The organism is Enterobacter sp. 198 (assembly GCF_009025585.1).
GTDB lineage: Bacteria > Pseudomonadota > Gammaproteobacteria > Enterobacterales > Enterobacteriaceae > Enterobacter > Enterobacter ludwigii.
The window spans coordinates 341,025-354,037 of sequence record NZ_WCIM01000019.1; the positions used below are offsets into that span (position 1 = coordinate 341,025).

Below are 13,013 nucleotides of genomic sequence, written 5' to 3' on the forward strand. Positions count from 1 at the left end.
AATGTTTCGTACGAGATGATATGTCGGGAGGCGACGCATAGCGCCCACCCGTCGTGAGCGATATGCGTTAAAATCCGTAAGCACAAAAAATTTTATATTCTCCCCAGCAATATTTCCCTGCCTCATCCGTCTACCTCATCACAAGCCATACTCAATCACTGTAAATGAGGTAAACACCATGAGAGATTTCGATATGCACGGAAGAGGGCACGGACGCGGGTTTGGCCGCCACCGTATGGGTAAAGGGCTGGTGATAGGCGCGGTAATCGTCCTTGTACTGGGACTGGTGGTCATGACCCTGTGGAATGCCTTACTCCCGGCTATTCTTGGCGTGAAAGCCATCGGTTTCTGGCAGGCGTTGGGGATTCTGGTATTAAGCCGGATCCTGTTCGGTGGGCTGGGCTTCCGCCCGGGGATGTTCGGCGCGCACCGTCGTATGCACGAACGCTGGATGAACATGACCCCCGAACAGCGTGAGGCGTTTATTCACCAGCGTCGCGAAGGCTTTGGTCGCCATGGTCGCGGGCATTGCGGCTGGCACGGTCATCGCGAAGATAAACGCGACGACAGCACGCCGAAAACGCCGGAAGCAGAGTGAGCGAGATGAAAACCGGGCTGGCGGGAGAGTCATTGCTAATGTCGGCGCTTAATGCCTGCCGCGCCCGGCTGAAAGCCTTTATCCGCGGACGAACGTCCGTGCGCGATGATGCCGACGATATTTTGCAGGAAGTCACCTATCAGCTGATGAAAGTGGAGCAGCCGGTCGAAAACGTCGCCGCCTGGCTGTTTCGCGCGGCACGTAATGAGATGACCGACCGGGCGCGGAAAAAACGTGAGGTCTCTCTTTCAGGATATTTTACCGGGGATGATGAGGACTTCCCCGAAGATGAACTGGCGGAAACCCTGTTCGGTGTCCCGCATACGCCGGAGGAGGAGTACCTCAAAACGCTGCTGTGGGAAGAACTGGGCCAGGCGCTGTCTGAACTTCCGCTGCTTCAGCGCGAGGTTTTTGAAAAAACGGAGCTCCAGGGCTACAGCATTAAAATGCTGGCAGAGGAAACCGGGGCCAGTGAGCAGGCGCTGTTATCGCGTAAGCACAAGGCGGTGCTTTTCCTGCGCACGCGACTGCGGGACGTCTATGATGCGCTGACCGGTGACTAACGCCGACAGACAAAACCTTACATTGTCAGGACTTGTAGATTCATCACTATCGTTTATGATCGGGGCGTCTGGTAAATTTGGAACGTTATGCGCAACCGTCAGCTTCTGGGAAAATGGCTTTTGATAATCACGTGTCTGGCGATGGCTATTTGCCTGGTGCAGCGTGCGGTTTATCTCAACCATTTTTTGCAGGGACTGGATCCGCAAACGACCCTGATTGCTGATGCCCCGGCTCAAACCAGCGACGCTGAGCCGTCCGGGCCATCGCCGTGTCAGTTAGGCGCACACTCGCTGCTTTGTGCTCAGCCGCTGTTCTTTGATGGTGCGCTACCGGCGATTATCATCTTCTTCGCGCTACTTCAGTTGTTTACGCAAGGGCGGGCATGCGTTCCGAGAGAACAGCCCGTTCAGGCACCGCCTCCCCGAATACACCTCAAAAACTGCGTTTTTCGTGAATGAAAAGCATCGTCACCACACGATAATTTTCACTATTCACGGAGTAAAACATGTTTAACCTCTTCAGGGGATTCGTCTTCCTGTGGCTGTCCTGCATCGGCATTGTCCATGCGGCGGATACAGGCTGGCTGGTTTCCCCGCAAAACGATCATGCCCGGATCCGCGTTCAGGCGGAAAGGGAGCAAAACCGCATCCTCGCGCTGCTCACCGTTGAGCTGCAGCCAGGCTGGAAAACCTACTGGCGTTCACCCGGCGAGGGCGGCGTAGCCCCGAAAATCACCTGGCCGGCTGGCGTAACGGATGACTGGCACTGGCCGGTGCCTTCGCGCTTTGATATCTCCGGGATGACCACCCAGGGCTATCACGGTAAGGTCATCATCCCCATCACCCTCGACGGTGCGGCGGGGGATGCGCTCGACGGGACGCTTACCCTTTCCACGTGCAGTAATGTCTGTCTGCTGACGGACTATAAGCTGCATCTTGATTTTAACCAGCCGGTGGATGAGGGATTCAGCCACGCGTTTGAACGCGCGATGCAGGCCATTCCCGCGACATCTGGCGTGTCCGCAGACCTGTCAGCCTGGTTATCAGACGACAAGCTGATCATTACGGGAACCACACAAGGGCAATGGGACAAGCCAGGGATCTATTTTGACCCGCTGGAAGGCGACATTCTTCCCGGTGAACCGACCCTCAAAGCCGACGGCAATCAGCTTCGGGTAACGGTGCCCGTGACCGATGAGTGGGGAGATAAACCCACTTCGCTGCAGGGAAAAGCGCTGTCGTTTGTGCTCACCAATGGCGATAAAGCGCAGCAAACCGTGATGACCGTCGGGGCAACGCCCGCGGAACCGTCAGCGGCGGGCGTGTCTGAGGGAACCGGCAAAATGGTTCTCTTTGCGCTACTGGGCGGGTTGATCCTGAACCTGATGCCTTGCGTGCTGCCGGTGATGGGCATGAAGCTCAACAGCGTGCTCCATGCGGGCTCAGACAAGCGGATGATCAGGCTCCGTTTTCTGGCAACCAGTGCCGGGATCCTGGTCTCCTTTATGCTGCTGGCCGCAATGGTAACCGCGCTTAAGCTGACCGGTGCCTCGCTGGGCTGGGGTATTCAGTTCCAGAATCCGTGGTTTATTGGCCTGATGGTCGCGGTGACCTTCCTCTTTGCACTCAATCTGTTCGGGGCGTTTGAGATGCTGCTGCCTTCTGCCGCCGCAGGACGGCTGGCAACGGCAGGGGGAACGGGGCTTGCCGGCAGTTTCTGCGAAGGGATGTTTGCCACGCTGCTGGCCACACCATGTTCTGCGCCGTTCCTCGGCACGGCGGTGGCCTTTGCCCTTGGCGCACCGCTGCATTCCCTGTGGCTTATCTTCCTGATGCTCGGCGTGGGGATGAGTTTGCCTTGGTTGTTCGTTGCGCTGGTTCCAAAAACCGCCATGCTGCTGCCAAAACCTGGTCGCTGGATGAACGGCCTGAAGATTATTCTTGGCCTGATGATGCTGGCTTCTAGCCTGTGGCTGGTGACGTTGCTTAGCCCGCATCTGGGTGAGGCGGTGAGCCAGAGCGTGATGTTAGTGCTTATCGTCGTCGCTATCGCACTGCTTGCGATGACCGGGCAGAAAACCTCGCCGCTGTTCTGGTGCGTGGTGATCGCGCTGTCAGCCTTTGGCGGGTACCAGCTGCGCGGGTTGCTTACCTCACCGCCTGTAACAAACACCGCAAGCGTCGCTCAAGCAATCCCGTGGCAACCGCTAAGTGAAGACGCTATTCAGGGTGCCCTTGCGCAGGGCAAACGGGTCTTCGTGGATATCTCCGCGGACTGGTGTGTTACCTGCAAGGTAAACGAGCATCGGGTGTTGAACCAGCCTGACGTTATTGCCGCGCTTAGCCAGCCGGACGTGGTGGCGCTGCGTGGCGACTGGAGCAAGCCTTCAGCGTTTATCGCCGAATTCCTTGAAAAGCGAAACCGTTACGCCATCCCGTTTAACGAGGTGTACGGCCCGGGCTTCCCTGAGGGGGAGATGCTTTCGCCGCTGCTGGATAAAGACACGCTTATTGCCACCCTGAACAACGCTAAAGGCTAAATGTATTATGAAAAGAATCCTTATTACGCTTCTGCTACTGTTGACCTCAGCGCAGGTGATGGCGGCGCAGACCATGACGCCGGAACAGGAGCAACGTGCACAGAAGATGGTTTATGACTTTCTGTTTAACGACCCGGACTCGCCGCGCATTGGCGCTAAGGATCCGAAGCTCACCCTGGTGGTCTTTACGGATTACAACTGCCCGTACTGCAAGAAATTCGATCCTTACCTGGAAAAGATCGTCGAAAAACACCCGGATGTGGCGGTGGTATTTAAGTTCTTGCCTTTCCGGTCGGAAAGTTCACTGACCTCAGCACGCGATGCCTTAACCGTCTGGCGCGCGCATCCTGAGCAATTTATGAAATTTAACCATACCCTGATGGCTAAAAAGGGATATCACGATGACGCCAGTATTCAGGAGGCGCAAAAACGGGCCGGGGTGAACGTCACAACGCCTGATGATGAGAGCCTGGTGACGATCAAACGCAGCCTGATCATCGCCGAAAAGATGGGTATCCAGGGAACACCGGCCACGCTGATTGGCGAAGGGTTACTCCCGGGCTGGGTTCCTTTTGAACAGTTCGATGAAATGGTCAGTGACGCACTGAAAAATCGTTAACGTGAAGGGGGCGGTTCGCCCCCAATGATCCCGGAGCGGAAAATGAAAAAATTACTGTTACTGTCGGTGCTGGCAACGTCAGGGCTAGTGCAGGCCGCTGAAGCGATACCGGATGTGGTGAAGCTCTTCAGCGAGCAGCAGAATATCAAAATCATTAAGAAAATTGATGCGCCAGGGGGCGCGCCGGCCTGGCTGGGGCAGTATCAGGATATGGGCGTTACGCTGTTTTTAACCCCTGACGGCAAGCACGTAATTTCTGGCTATCTGTACGATGAAAAAGGAAAAAACTTGAGTGAAGGCTATTTCCAGAAAGAGATCTACGCCCCGATGGGACGCGAAATGTGGAAGCAACTGAACGCGGCGCATCCCCTGAAAGAGGGGGCGGATAACGCTCCGCGCAAAGTCTTCGTCTTCGCCGATCCGTTCTGCCCGTACTGTAAGCAATTCTGGTCCGAGGCGCAGCCGTGGGTGAAGGCGGGCAAGGTGCAGCTTAATACGCTGCTGGTAGCGTTTCTCAACCCCAACAGTGGGCGTAATGCCTCCGCTATCCTGAATGCGAAAGATCCCGTTTCGGCATGGCGTGATTACGAGCTTTCTGGCGGGAAAAAATTGCCAAAACCGCAGGGCACTGCGTCCCGTGAAACCGTCGACATACTGCAAAAACACCAGACGTTAATGGACAACCTGGGCGCGAATGCCACGCCCGCCATTTATTATCTGAATGCCGATAATGAGCTTCAGCAGGTGGTCGGCATGCCGGATGAGAAGCAGCTTGAGGCGATGTTTGGGCCGAAGCCGTAGTAAAAAAAACAGGCAGAAACAGGGTGTTTCTGCCTGATGTAGACAGGTCAGCTACCCCAGCGTCCGCGCAGGTAGCTGACGGCTTCCTGCGTCTGCGGCTGGTTAAGATAATCTTCGCGGAACAGGATCGTGCCATTCACGTTGGGCAGAGAATCGTTGAGATCGAGCTGTTTTTTCAGCTCCGGCACGCCGCCCTGAACCGTCCAGTCCGGCTCATTTTTCGACGGTTCACCTACCTTGTAGAACGCAATGCCGATATACAGGCGGGTATGCGTCGGTTTCACCACCTCTGCCCACCATTTCGTCAGCACGTCATAGCGCGCCGCATCCCGGGAGAAAGGCCAGTAAATTTGTGGCGCGATATAGTCCAGCAGACCCTGCTGCACCCACTGACGCGTGTCGGCGTAGGATTCATCGTAGGCTGCGGCACCGCGCGTGTCTGAGCCTGCCGGGTCGAATGAGCGGTTACGCCATACGCCAGCCGGGCTGACACCAAACTCCACGCCAGGTTTCGTCTGCTTAATAGCCCGGGAAACCTGCACAATCAGCTGCTGCGTATTGTGGCGGCGCCAGTCTGCTTTAGAGGCAAATCCCTGACCGTATTGTCTGAAAGTCTGCGCGTCATTGAGCGCGGATCCCGGTGATTCGGTATAGAAATAGTCGTCAAACTGCACGCCATCAATGGGATAGTGCGCAACCACTTCGGTGACCACCTGCGTTATCCAGTCGCGCACTTGCGGAATGCCGGGGTCGAGTACAAAACGATCGCCGGCAATACGAATCCATTCCGGATGCTGGACATAAACGCTGGAAGGGTGCAATGACGACGTGCGGTTCAGCGCGGCAATGGTCGACGGTTTGGTATTGGTTGAAACGCGGTAAGGGTTGAACCAGGCATGGACTTTCATGCCGCGTTTGTGCGCTTCATCGAGCATAAACTGCAGCGGATCGTAGCCCGGGTACTCGCCGATATTGCCGGTGAGCATATCTGACCACGGCAGAATTTTAGACGACCAGAGCGCCGTGCTGTCCGGTTTGACCTGGAAAAACACGGTATTGATACCGAGGTGCTTAAGCTTGTCGAGCTTGTTCGTCAGGGCCTGTTTTTGCATCGCGATGCGGTCTTGCGCATCGCGGCCATTCACTGAGGCCACCGGGGGCCAGTCCAGGCGTGAGACGGTTGCCAGCCAGATCCCACGCATCGGCTCGTTAGCCTGCTGGGTCGGTTTACTCGCGGTCGGGAGAGGCGTTACCAGTGATTTTGGTGGTTTTGAGGAGCAACTAACAAGTAAAAGTGCGCAGGCAGTCAGCGCACCAATCCGTTTTACATGTCGCGTCATTTGCGTTTTAGCTCTTGGTTATCCGACTGTTAGCCCAGGGGTTAAAGGCGGGTTCGTCCGGTTCTGCGATCCCCTCATCATTCAGGGAATCAAGATACAGGGCTTCAACTTCTGCGCGAGCCCAGGGCGTGCGGCGCAGAAATTTCAGGCTCGATTTAACGCTTGGGTCTTTTCTGAAACAGTTAATTTTGATTCGATCGCCCAACTCACTCCAGCCATATCGTGCAACCAGGGCATTGACCTGCATCTCCAGCGTTACGCCATGTAAAGGGTCTTTAGAAAGGTGTGCAGTCATAAGCGTCCGGATGTCTCAGTTCTTGTGGGGTTGGGGTTAACGACGAAAGGGTACAAGAAAGCAGGGGAAGCGGCAATTTCCCTTTTTGCCTGCGATGAAAAACAGAAGAGCGTATGACCCGAAAGCCATACGCTCTTCTGTATCGCGAACGCGCTAGTCGTGTTTTGTGCCAAACAAATCTGGTGCCCACGGACGTGGGTCAACCTCCATAAACGGCGCGCGTTCGAAGCGGTCCTTCAGCGCCCACGGTACCGTGCAGTCGAAGATGGTCTTACAGGAAATGCCATTTCCGCGAATCGACGTGCTGTAATCCGGCGACTGCGACGGATCGAGTTGGTGGCCGCGGATCCCTGGAATAGTGGTGATGCTGACATCTCCCTGCATGCGGGTAGTCATCGCCCACAGGATGTCGTCGCTGTCGAAAATATCCACGTCTTCGTCGACAAGAATGATGTTTTTCAGCTCGGAATAGGTCGCGAGTGCGATAAGCGCCGCCTGTCCCTGACGTCCTTCATCGGATGGCTGGCGTTTTTTCACCTGCAGAATGCCGAGGAACTTACCGCCGCCCGCGGTATGCGCATAGACATTTTGCAGGAAGCCCGGAATGGCCTCTTCAACGGCATTGCGGATGCTGGCCTCCGTTGGCAGGCCTGCGAGCGTGGTGTGCTCTTCACCTGGCCCCACCAGCGTTTGCAGGATTGCCTGGTGACGCAGGGTGACGGCTTTCACTTTGATGACGGGCAAAGAAGGGTTTGCCTCGCCGCAGTAGCCCGGAAATTCCGGCATCGCATGGCCACTGTTGGTGTGCTGATCTTCTCTAACGCGCACCCCTGGCAGCAGTTCGCCTTCGATAATGATTTCAGCCCGCGCGATCGCTTTCTCTTTTACCGCCACGCCCTGCACCAGTTCGACCGGTTTCTGACGCAGCGCCCCGGCAACGCCCAGTTCGTTATAACCAAACGGCGTCGTGGGCGCTTCAAAGCAGGCGCCGATATAAATCGCCGGGTCGAGCCCCATGTTGATCGTCACCGGCAGCGGTTTTCCGGCTGCTTCAGCCTTTTTACGAAAGACCTCAATGTGGCGCCCCGCGGCCAGGAACATGGAAAGCTCATCGCGCTCCTGAACGCAGAGACGGTGAATCGTGACGTCAGTCAGCGAACTGTCTTCCGGATCGCTTGCCAGTACCAGCCCCAGACAGAAGAACGGGCCAGCATCAATCGGCGTATTTGTCGGGGCCGGAAGCAGTTTACGCAGATCAAAATCAGGATCGTCAGCGTAGAATACCTGCTCCTGGCAAGGGGCCTGCGATGCCGGAACGACAACCGGCGCGATCGGGTTTTTCACGGCCTGACCGACGTGCTGCGCGAGCGTCGAGGGTTCACATCCCAGAAGGAGTGCCGCTCTTTCCCGGCTGGCGTGCATGCCCACCAGGATACGCGAATCCGGATAGCCTTTAACGTTATTGAACATCATGGCCGGGCCCGTTCGGGTAGGGCGTTTCACCGTGCCGCCCGCACCAATATGTCGATAAACACCCGCCAGCTCTGCGTTGGGATCGACCGGATGATCCGTTTCAATATACTGTCCTTCATGGCGTTGCAGTAACGCGATGGCACTTCTGAGATCGTTGACTGGGCTTTCCATTTTTTCCTCCCGTGTTTGCATGCCTCCATTTTTATGGCAATAGCCCATAGCATCAATTGCATCATTACTGCTATTTTGATAATAAATTTGTTATCAAAAAATCCGGGGAAGCGTTATGCAATTTCGTCAGATGCGTAATTTCATTGTCGTTGCGGAAGAGCTTCACATGCACCGGGCTGCGGAGCGCCTGAACATGGCACAACCCGCGCTGAGTCAGCAGATTAAAACGTTAGAGGAACGGTTAGGCGTTACGCTCTTTAGCCGGGCGAACCGCCGTTTAACCCTGACGCCGGCCGGTGAAGCTTTCCTGGAGAAAGCCAGGCTGGCGATCGCCCTGACGGAACAGGCGGTACTGGACGCCAGGCAAACGGCGAGGGGGGAGCAAGGGGTGTTGAATCTCGGGTGCGTATCGAGCGCCATGTTTGACACCAGGCTGCCTGCCGCGCTGCGCCAGATGCACAGTCGGTGGCCTGCCATCACCATGTCGCTAATGACGGGGAATGTGCAGACGCTCTATACCGCCGTGCAAAGCAACCAGCTGGATGTGGCCATCATCCGGGCGCCGCTGCCGTCTCTGCCTGACGACCTGCAAAGCCGCCCGTTTACGTCCGAGAAAACGGTGCTGGCACTCTCTTCACAGCACCCTCTGGCGAAATCGTCCGCGCTTACGCTCGCCTCGGTGAAAGATGAAAAATGGATCTCCCTGCGCGACCCGGAGGGAATGGGCCTCGAACAGTACTTCTATGACGTTTGTTACGTCGCAGGTTTCCAGCCTGAGGTGGTACAAAACGCCACCGACGTACCTACTGTCATCAGCCTGGTCTCTGCGGGGTTTGGCATGGCGCTATTGCCGGCCTCGGCCAGGGCAGTCAGCGTGGAGAATGTCGTGTACGTCGACATCATTGACAGGCTCAGGGAAAGCGAGCTGAAGCTGGTGTGCCACCGGATCATTCGCTCAGAGGTGTTAAAGAAATTTCTGCACACCCTCGATCACATCTGACGTCCCGCGGCCAGCAGCAGTTGCTCGCGCAGCCAGAGGCTTGCCGGATCCTGACTGTTTTTCGGGTGCCAGTACATGCTGATGGTAATCGGCTGCAGCGGCAGCGGCGGGGGAAAGATATCCAGCGTCGAGGCAAAGCGTTGCAGCATACGTTCCGGTAAGGTGCAGAGCAGGTCCGTGCTGGCGACAAGTGGAGGTGCCATGGCGTAGCTCTGCGTGGACATCACCACGTTGCGCTGATACCCCAGTCCGCCCAGGGTTTGATCCACAAAGCCGGTAAACGGGTCACCCTCTGAAGAGACCACCAGATGAGAGAGCGCGCAATAGTGCTCCAGATCCAGTGGCCCGACACCGCGGGGGTGGCCTTTTCGCTGGGCTGTTGCAAACTGGTCATCGAAAAGTTTGCGTCTGACCCAGCCGTCGTGCGCGCCGGCGCTCACACCGATATAGGCATCCACATCACCCTTTTCCAGCTGCTGTGGCAGGGTTGCCATTTCTGGCAGCGCGAATCGCAAGCGGATCCCCGGGGCATGGGCCCGGAACTGATTAAGCAGTTCGGCACCCAGCATCAGGGCCGGATTTTCATGCAGGGCAATCACAAATGTCCGCTGGCTGGTTTGCGCATCAAAGGTGGTGGGAGCAAACATCGCGTTAATGCCCCGCAATACGGTCATGACCTGCGGTCGCAGCGCTTCCGCTCTGGGCGTGGGCAACACCCCACGTCCATGTGGGGAAGGGATAAACAACGGTTCGCCAAAGAGCGAACGCAGGCGCGCCAGACGGGCGGACATCGCGGGCTGGCTGATGCCGAGCCGCGCGGCCGCATGGGTGATGTTCTGATCCTGGAGCAATGCATCCAGCGTCAGGATCAGGTCGATATCCATCTCAGCAACGGGCGTCATCGTGTTATCCGTTTTACTTTGCGCTGTGGCTGTCACGATTGGTATAGGTGACGGGCACCCAGGCGTAACCGCCGTGCTCGCCTTTCGTGACGTAACCGATACCCGGGAACGGCAGGTGGGGGGCTGCGACAAGGTCTCTGTTTTTCACAAAATCAGCAAAAGCATCCTGGCGGACACGTGCCGCACCGTCCTGATCCTGGTCGTAGGCGATGGTCACGGCGGGCTGCGGGAACTGTACCGCCGCGACGTGGATAATATCGCCGACAAAGGTGATTTTCTCGCCTTTACTTTCCAGCGTATAGAAGGCTGATCCAGGCGTATGGCCCGGGTGAACCGTGCCGGTTATCCCGGGCAGAAGCTGCGAGGTTCCGGAAAAAGGAACCACCTTGCCGGCATCACGATACGGTTTTAAGGTTTTCTGCGCGACATCGAAGTAGTTCTGGTCGTAGCCGGTTTTTTTCTGATTATCGTTGTTAAAGAAAAAGTCGATGTCAGGTTTGCCGACAAAAACGCGCGCATTGGTAAACACCGCCTTGCCATCTTTAACCAGGCCACCGGCATGGTCGGAATGTGCATGGGTCAGTAAAATCTCGGTGATGTCCTGCGGCGCGATCCCCTGCGTTGCCAGACTCTCAATCAGCCGCCCGCCGTTACCGGGGCCAAAAAGCTGGCCTGAGCCGGTATCTACAAGAATCTTGTGGCCGGGTAGCGCAATCAGAAACGCATTAATGGACGCCTCTACCGGGTTGGTCTGGAAATTTTGTGTGAGCAACGCATCGGTTTTCTGCGGGGTCGTCCGACGAAGTAATTTGTGCAGGTCTTGCGCCACGGTACCGTCGGTAAACGAGGTCACCATAATATCGCCAACCTGCACGCTGTAGCCCCCGGCAGGCTGTTTAACCACGTGCTGGGGCGTTTCTGCCGAAGCCTGAAGCGCAGGGTAGAACAATAACGAACTGGAAATCAGCGTTGTCAGGGCAAGTTTTTTTACGGTCAGCATAAGGGTCTCCTTCAGAAAGAGCTCATCTTACTTCTCCGTAAAATTATATGAACCTGCCTGATAATGATAGGACCTATAAACGGGATGGATAGGTCGGGTCAAATGTCGGGTGGCAGCAATGTGCCACCCTGCAAGCCAGACGTTATTGCTTCAGCGGGGCTTTCCAGCCTTCAAGCGTGGCTTTTGACCACGAGCCATACGCGGCATTGGGCAGCACAATCCAGTCACTGCCAAAGCGATCGGCGCTGGCCTCAACGAGTTCACGCTGCGCTTCGCTCGGCTTTTTGTTTTTAAATTGCGCGGCGAAATCAGGCAGGCTGTCACCGAAGAGCATGATTATCTGCTGTTTCTTCAGGATGCTCTGGCGGCGGGCTTCTTTACTGACCGTATCGAGCAGAACGCTATCCTCTGAAACCTGCGGTAAGCCAAGGGATTTTAACGTATTGAGAGTATCTGCTTTGTTTTCCTGCATGCGGTCAGATACATAATAAATACGGACCTTACTTTGATTCACGCGATCAAGAAACGCCTTCGCGCCAGGAATTAATCCCGGTTTTCCCTGCTTTTCCCAGTCACTCCAGGTGTCCCATTTCGTGTAGTCGTGGCACTGTTCGGCATCACGCGCCAGTAACGGAGTGTTATCCAGCACCGTTTCATCAAGATCCATCACAACGGCATAGTTCTCTGGCGTAGTCAGCCCTTTTATTTTTTCGTTAAAACGCTCGGTGGCGAAACGGTAGGTCTGCAGCTGAAGAGCCATGATTTCTGCCGATTTCTGTTGATAGCGCAGCGCCATCTCATACGCTTTCGGCTCACAGATTTCGTGGTCGGCTGCCGTGGCGGTCGCGCTCATAACAGGTAATGCCAGCAGTAATGCCTTAGCCATTGAATTCACTCTTCTTTCCTTAACGTCATTGTCAAAATCATGTAAGCGTATTGAAATTAAGTGACAGAAAAATGAAGGGAGGCAGGCGAGTCATATTCTGACGCACATTCCTTTGTGCGCCGGGTGGATAATTTTCAGACAAATCGCTTTCGTCCGTCAATATCCGTTAGAGCCAGAGTCAGATCAGCATGTAATACCAGAACAGGGCGATTTCGTCTTTTTCCGGTAATGCGTTGTAGAGGAAACGATCGTATCCGCCTAACGTAAAGCCATAATGACGGTAGAACAGGCAGGCAGAAACATTCACATTCTGGGTTTCGAGCCTTAATCCAGCCGCGTTGACGCTTCGCGCCCACACGTGTGCGGCCGCCATCAATTTTTGCGCCGCGCCAGCTCTGCGTTTCGTGCGCTCAACGGCAATATAGTCAACGGCGATAAATTTATTCCAGCTCATTGACGCGGTGATAAAACCGGCAATTTCTCCCTCATCTGTTTCGGCCACAAGAAATATGGCATCCGGATTAACGCAATGATTTTCAAGGGTCTGCATATCGAGCTCATACGTTTTACGATAAGGCACGGCGACAGCGTCGATATGCAAATCACAATGTATAAAAGGCTCCCGCGCAACGTGACTGACGGTGAATGAAAAGTCACAGCATTCAAGACGTGCGAGGTCGGTATTTAATCCTTTTCGAATCTGCATGGTATTCCTTGTGGCGAATATTTTTATAAATAATAGATGAAGCCATTAAAACCGCTGGCGTAACACTCTTTTGATCCTGAACTAAGCTTGTACTTCATTCCGCGTAAAATGTGGGTCAT

14 protein-coding genes are annotated in these 13,013 nt (G+C 55.4%); 7 read left to right on the plus strand and 7 right to left on the minus strand.

Translation table 11 applies throughout. The features are described from left to right. Positions 1-178 precede the first annotated feature (178 nt). The 6 genes from F8561_RS11670 (at position 179) to dsbG (ending at position 5,121) form a co-directional block, all read left to right on the plus strand. The gene (locus F8561_RS11670) at positions 179-598 is read left to right on the plus strand and encodes a hypothetical protein (protein ID WP_151887479.1); all 420 of its coding nucleotides are present in this window, start codon (positions 179-181) and stop codon (positions 596-598) included. 5 nt (positions 599-603) lie between these two features. Then, positions 604-1,161 carry an RNA polymerase sigma factor gene (locus F8561_RS11675; protein WP_080271902.1) on the plus strand — a complete coding sequence of 186 codons (558 nt, stop codon included), beginning with the start codon at positions 604-606 and terminating at the stop codon, positions 1,159-1,161. An 87-nt stretch (positions 1,162-1,248) separates the two neighbouring features. Further along, positions 1,249-1,620: a hypothetical protein gene (locus F8561_RS11680; protein WP_040017533.1), complete on the plus strand. Its 372-nt coding sequence runs from the start codon at positions 1,249-1,251 to the stop codon at positions 1,618-1,620. 47 nt (positions 1,621-1,667) lie between these two features. Next, complete coding sequence (locus F8561_RS11685) at positions 1,668-3,701, plus strand: protein-disulfide reductase DsbD family protein (protein WP_151887480.1); 2,034 nt, start codon at positions 1,668-1,670, stop codon at positions 3,699-3,701. 7 nt (positions 3,702-3,708) lie between these two features. Next, positions 3,709-4,320, plus strand: coding sequence for a DsbA family protein (locus tag F8561_RS11690; protein ID WP_020884110.1), 612 nt, complete (start codon positions 3,709-3,711; stop codon positions 4,318-4,320). A gap of 42 nt (positions 4,321-4,362) precedes the next feature. After that, positions 4,363-5,121: a thiol:disulfide interchange protein DsbG gene (gene dsbG, locus F8561_RS11695; protein ID WP_151887481.1), complete on the plus strand. Its 759-nt coding sequence runs from the start codon at positions 4,363-4,365 to the stop codon at positions 5,119-5,121. Positions 5,122-5,168: 47 nt separating this feature from the next. On the opposite strand, the gene F8561_RS11700 is transcribed toward dsbG, so the two are convergent. From F8561_RS11700 to F8561_RS11710, 3 genes are all read right to left on the minus strand, one after another. Then, entirely contained in the window at positions 5,169-6,461 is a 1,293-nt protein-coding gene (locus F8561_RS11700) for a glycoside hydrolase family 10 protein (protein ID WP_014170106.1), read from the minus strand. Positions 6,462-6,468: 7 nt separating this feature from the next. Beyond that, complete coding sequence (locus F8561_RS11705) at positions 6,469-6,756, minus strand: VF530 family DNA-binding protein (RefSeq protein ID WP_014170105.1); 288 nt, start codon at positions 6,754-6,756, stop codon at positions 6,469-6,471. A 153-nt stretch (positions 6,757-6,909) separates the two neighbouring features. Next, a complete protein-coding gene (locus tag F8561_RS11710; RefSeq protein ID WP_032680977.1) occupies positions 6,910-8,400 on the minus strand; it encodes a UbiD family decarboxylase in 1,491 nt (496 codons plus the stop codon). 115 nt (positions 8,401-8,515) lie between these two features. Between F8561_RS11710 and F8561_RS11715 the strand changes: the two genes are divergently transcribed. After that, positions 8,516-9,400, plus strand: coding sequence for a LysR substrate-binding domain-containing protein (locus tag F8561_RS11715; protein ID WP_063214437.1), 885 nt, complete (start codon positions 8,516-8,518; stop codon positions 9,398-9,400). Here the strand turns inward: F8561_RS11715 and F8561_RS11720 are convergent. From F8561_RS11720 to F8561_RS11735, 4 genes are all read right to left on the minus strand, one after another. After that, positions 9,391-10,302, minus strand: a complete 912-nt coding sequence (locus tag F8561_RS11720; RefSeq protein ID WP_063214438.1) for a LysR family transcriptional regulator — start codon at positions 10,300-10,302, stop codon at positions 9,391-9,393. The two genes, F8561_RS11715 and F8561_RS11720, sit on opposite strands and share 10 nt — an antisense overlap. 13 nt (positions 10,303-10,315) lie before the next feature. Next, positions 10,316-11,302 (minus strand): MBL fold metallo-hydrolase, encoded by a 987-nt coding sequence (locus F8561_RS11725; RefSeq protein WP_014170098.1) that lies wholly within the window; start codon positions 11,300-11,302, stop codon positions 10,316-10,318. 142 nt (positions 11,303-11,444) lie between these two features. Next, positions 11,445-12,188, minus strand: a complete 744-nt coding sequence (locus F8561_RS11730) for a 5'-nucleotidase, lipoprotein e(P4) family (RefSeq protein WP_249221881.1) — start codon at positions 12,186-12,188, stop codon at positions 11,445-11,447. Between the two features lie 178 nt (positions 12,189-12,366). Then, entirely contained in the window at positions 12,367-12,894 is a 528-nt protein-coding gene (locus F8561_RS11735; RefSeq protein ID WP_020884118.1) for a GNAT family N-acetyltransferase, read from the minus strand. Between the last annotated feature and the right edge of the window lie 119 nt (positions 12,895-13,013).

Coding starts and splice junctions, on each gene's coding strand:
- F8561_RS11690 (WP_020884110.1), top strand. CDS start 3,709: ATGAAAAGAATCCTTATTACGCTTCTGCTACTGTTGACCTCAGCGCAG.
- F8561_RS11735 (WP_020884118.1), bottom strand. CDS start 12,894: ATGCAGATTCGAAAAGGATTAAATACCGACCTCGCACGTCTTGAATGC.
- F8561_RS11670 (WP_151887479.1), top strand. CDS start 179: ATGAGAGATTTCGATATGCACGGAAGAGGGCACGGACGCGGGTTTGGC.
- F8561_RS11685 (WP_151887480.1), top strand. CDS start 1,668: ATGTTTAACCTCTTCAGGGGATTCGTCTTCCTGTGGCTGTCCTGCATC.
- F8561_RS11710 (WP_032680977.1), bottom strand. CDS start 8,400: ATGGAAAGCCCAGTCAACGATCTCAGAAGTGCCATCGCGTTACTGCAA.
- F8561_RS11700 (WP_014170106.1), bottom strand. CDS start 6,461: ATGACGCGACATGTAAAACGGATTGGTGCGCTGACTGCCTGCGCACTT.
- F8561_RS11720 (WP_063214438.1), bottom strand. CDS start 10,302: ATGACGCCCGTTGCTGAGATGGATATCGACCTGATCCTGACGCTGGAT.
- F8561_RS11705 (WP_014170105.1), bottom strand. CDS start 6,756: ATGACTGCACACCTTTCTAAAGACCCTTTACATGGCGTAACGCTGGAG.
- F8561_RS11730 (WP_249221881.1), bottom strand. CDS start 12,188: ATGGCTAAGGCATTACTGCTGGCATTACCTGTTATGAGCGCGACCGCC.
- F8561_RS11725 (WP_014170098.1), bottom strand. CDS start 11,302: ATGCTGACCGTAAAAAAACTTGCCCTGACAACGCTGATTTCCAGTTCG.
- dsbG (WP_151887481.1), top strand. CDS start 4,363: ATGAAAAAATTACTGTTACTGTCGGTGCTGGCAACGTCAGGGCTAGTG.
- F8561_RS11715 (WP_063214437.1), top strand. CDS start 8,516: ATGCAATTTCGTCAGATGCGTAATTTCATTGTCGTTGCGGAAGAGCTT.
- F8561_RS11675 (WP_080271902.1), top strand. CDS start 604: ATGAAAACCGGGCTGGCGGGAGAGTCATTGCTAATGTCGGCGCTTAAT.
- F8561_RS11680 (WP_040017533.1), top strand. CDS start 1,249: ATGCGCAACCGTCAGCTTCTGGGAAAATGGCTTTTGATAATCACGTGT.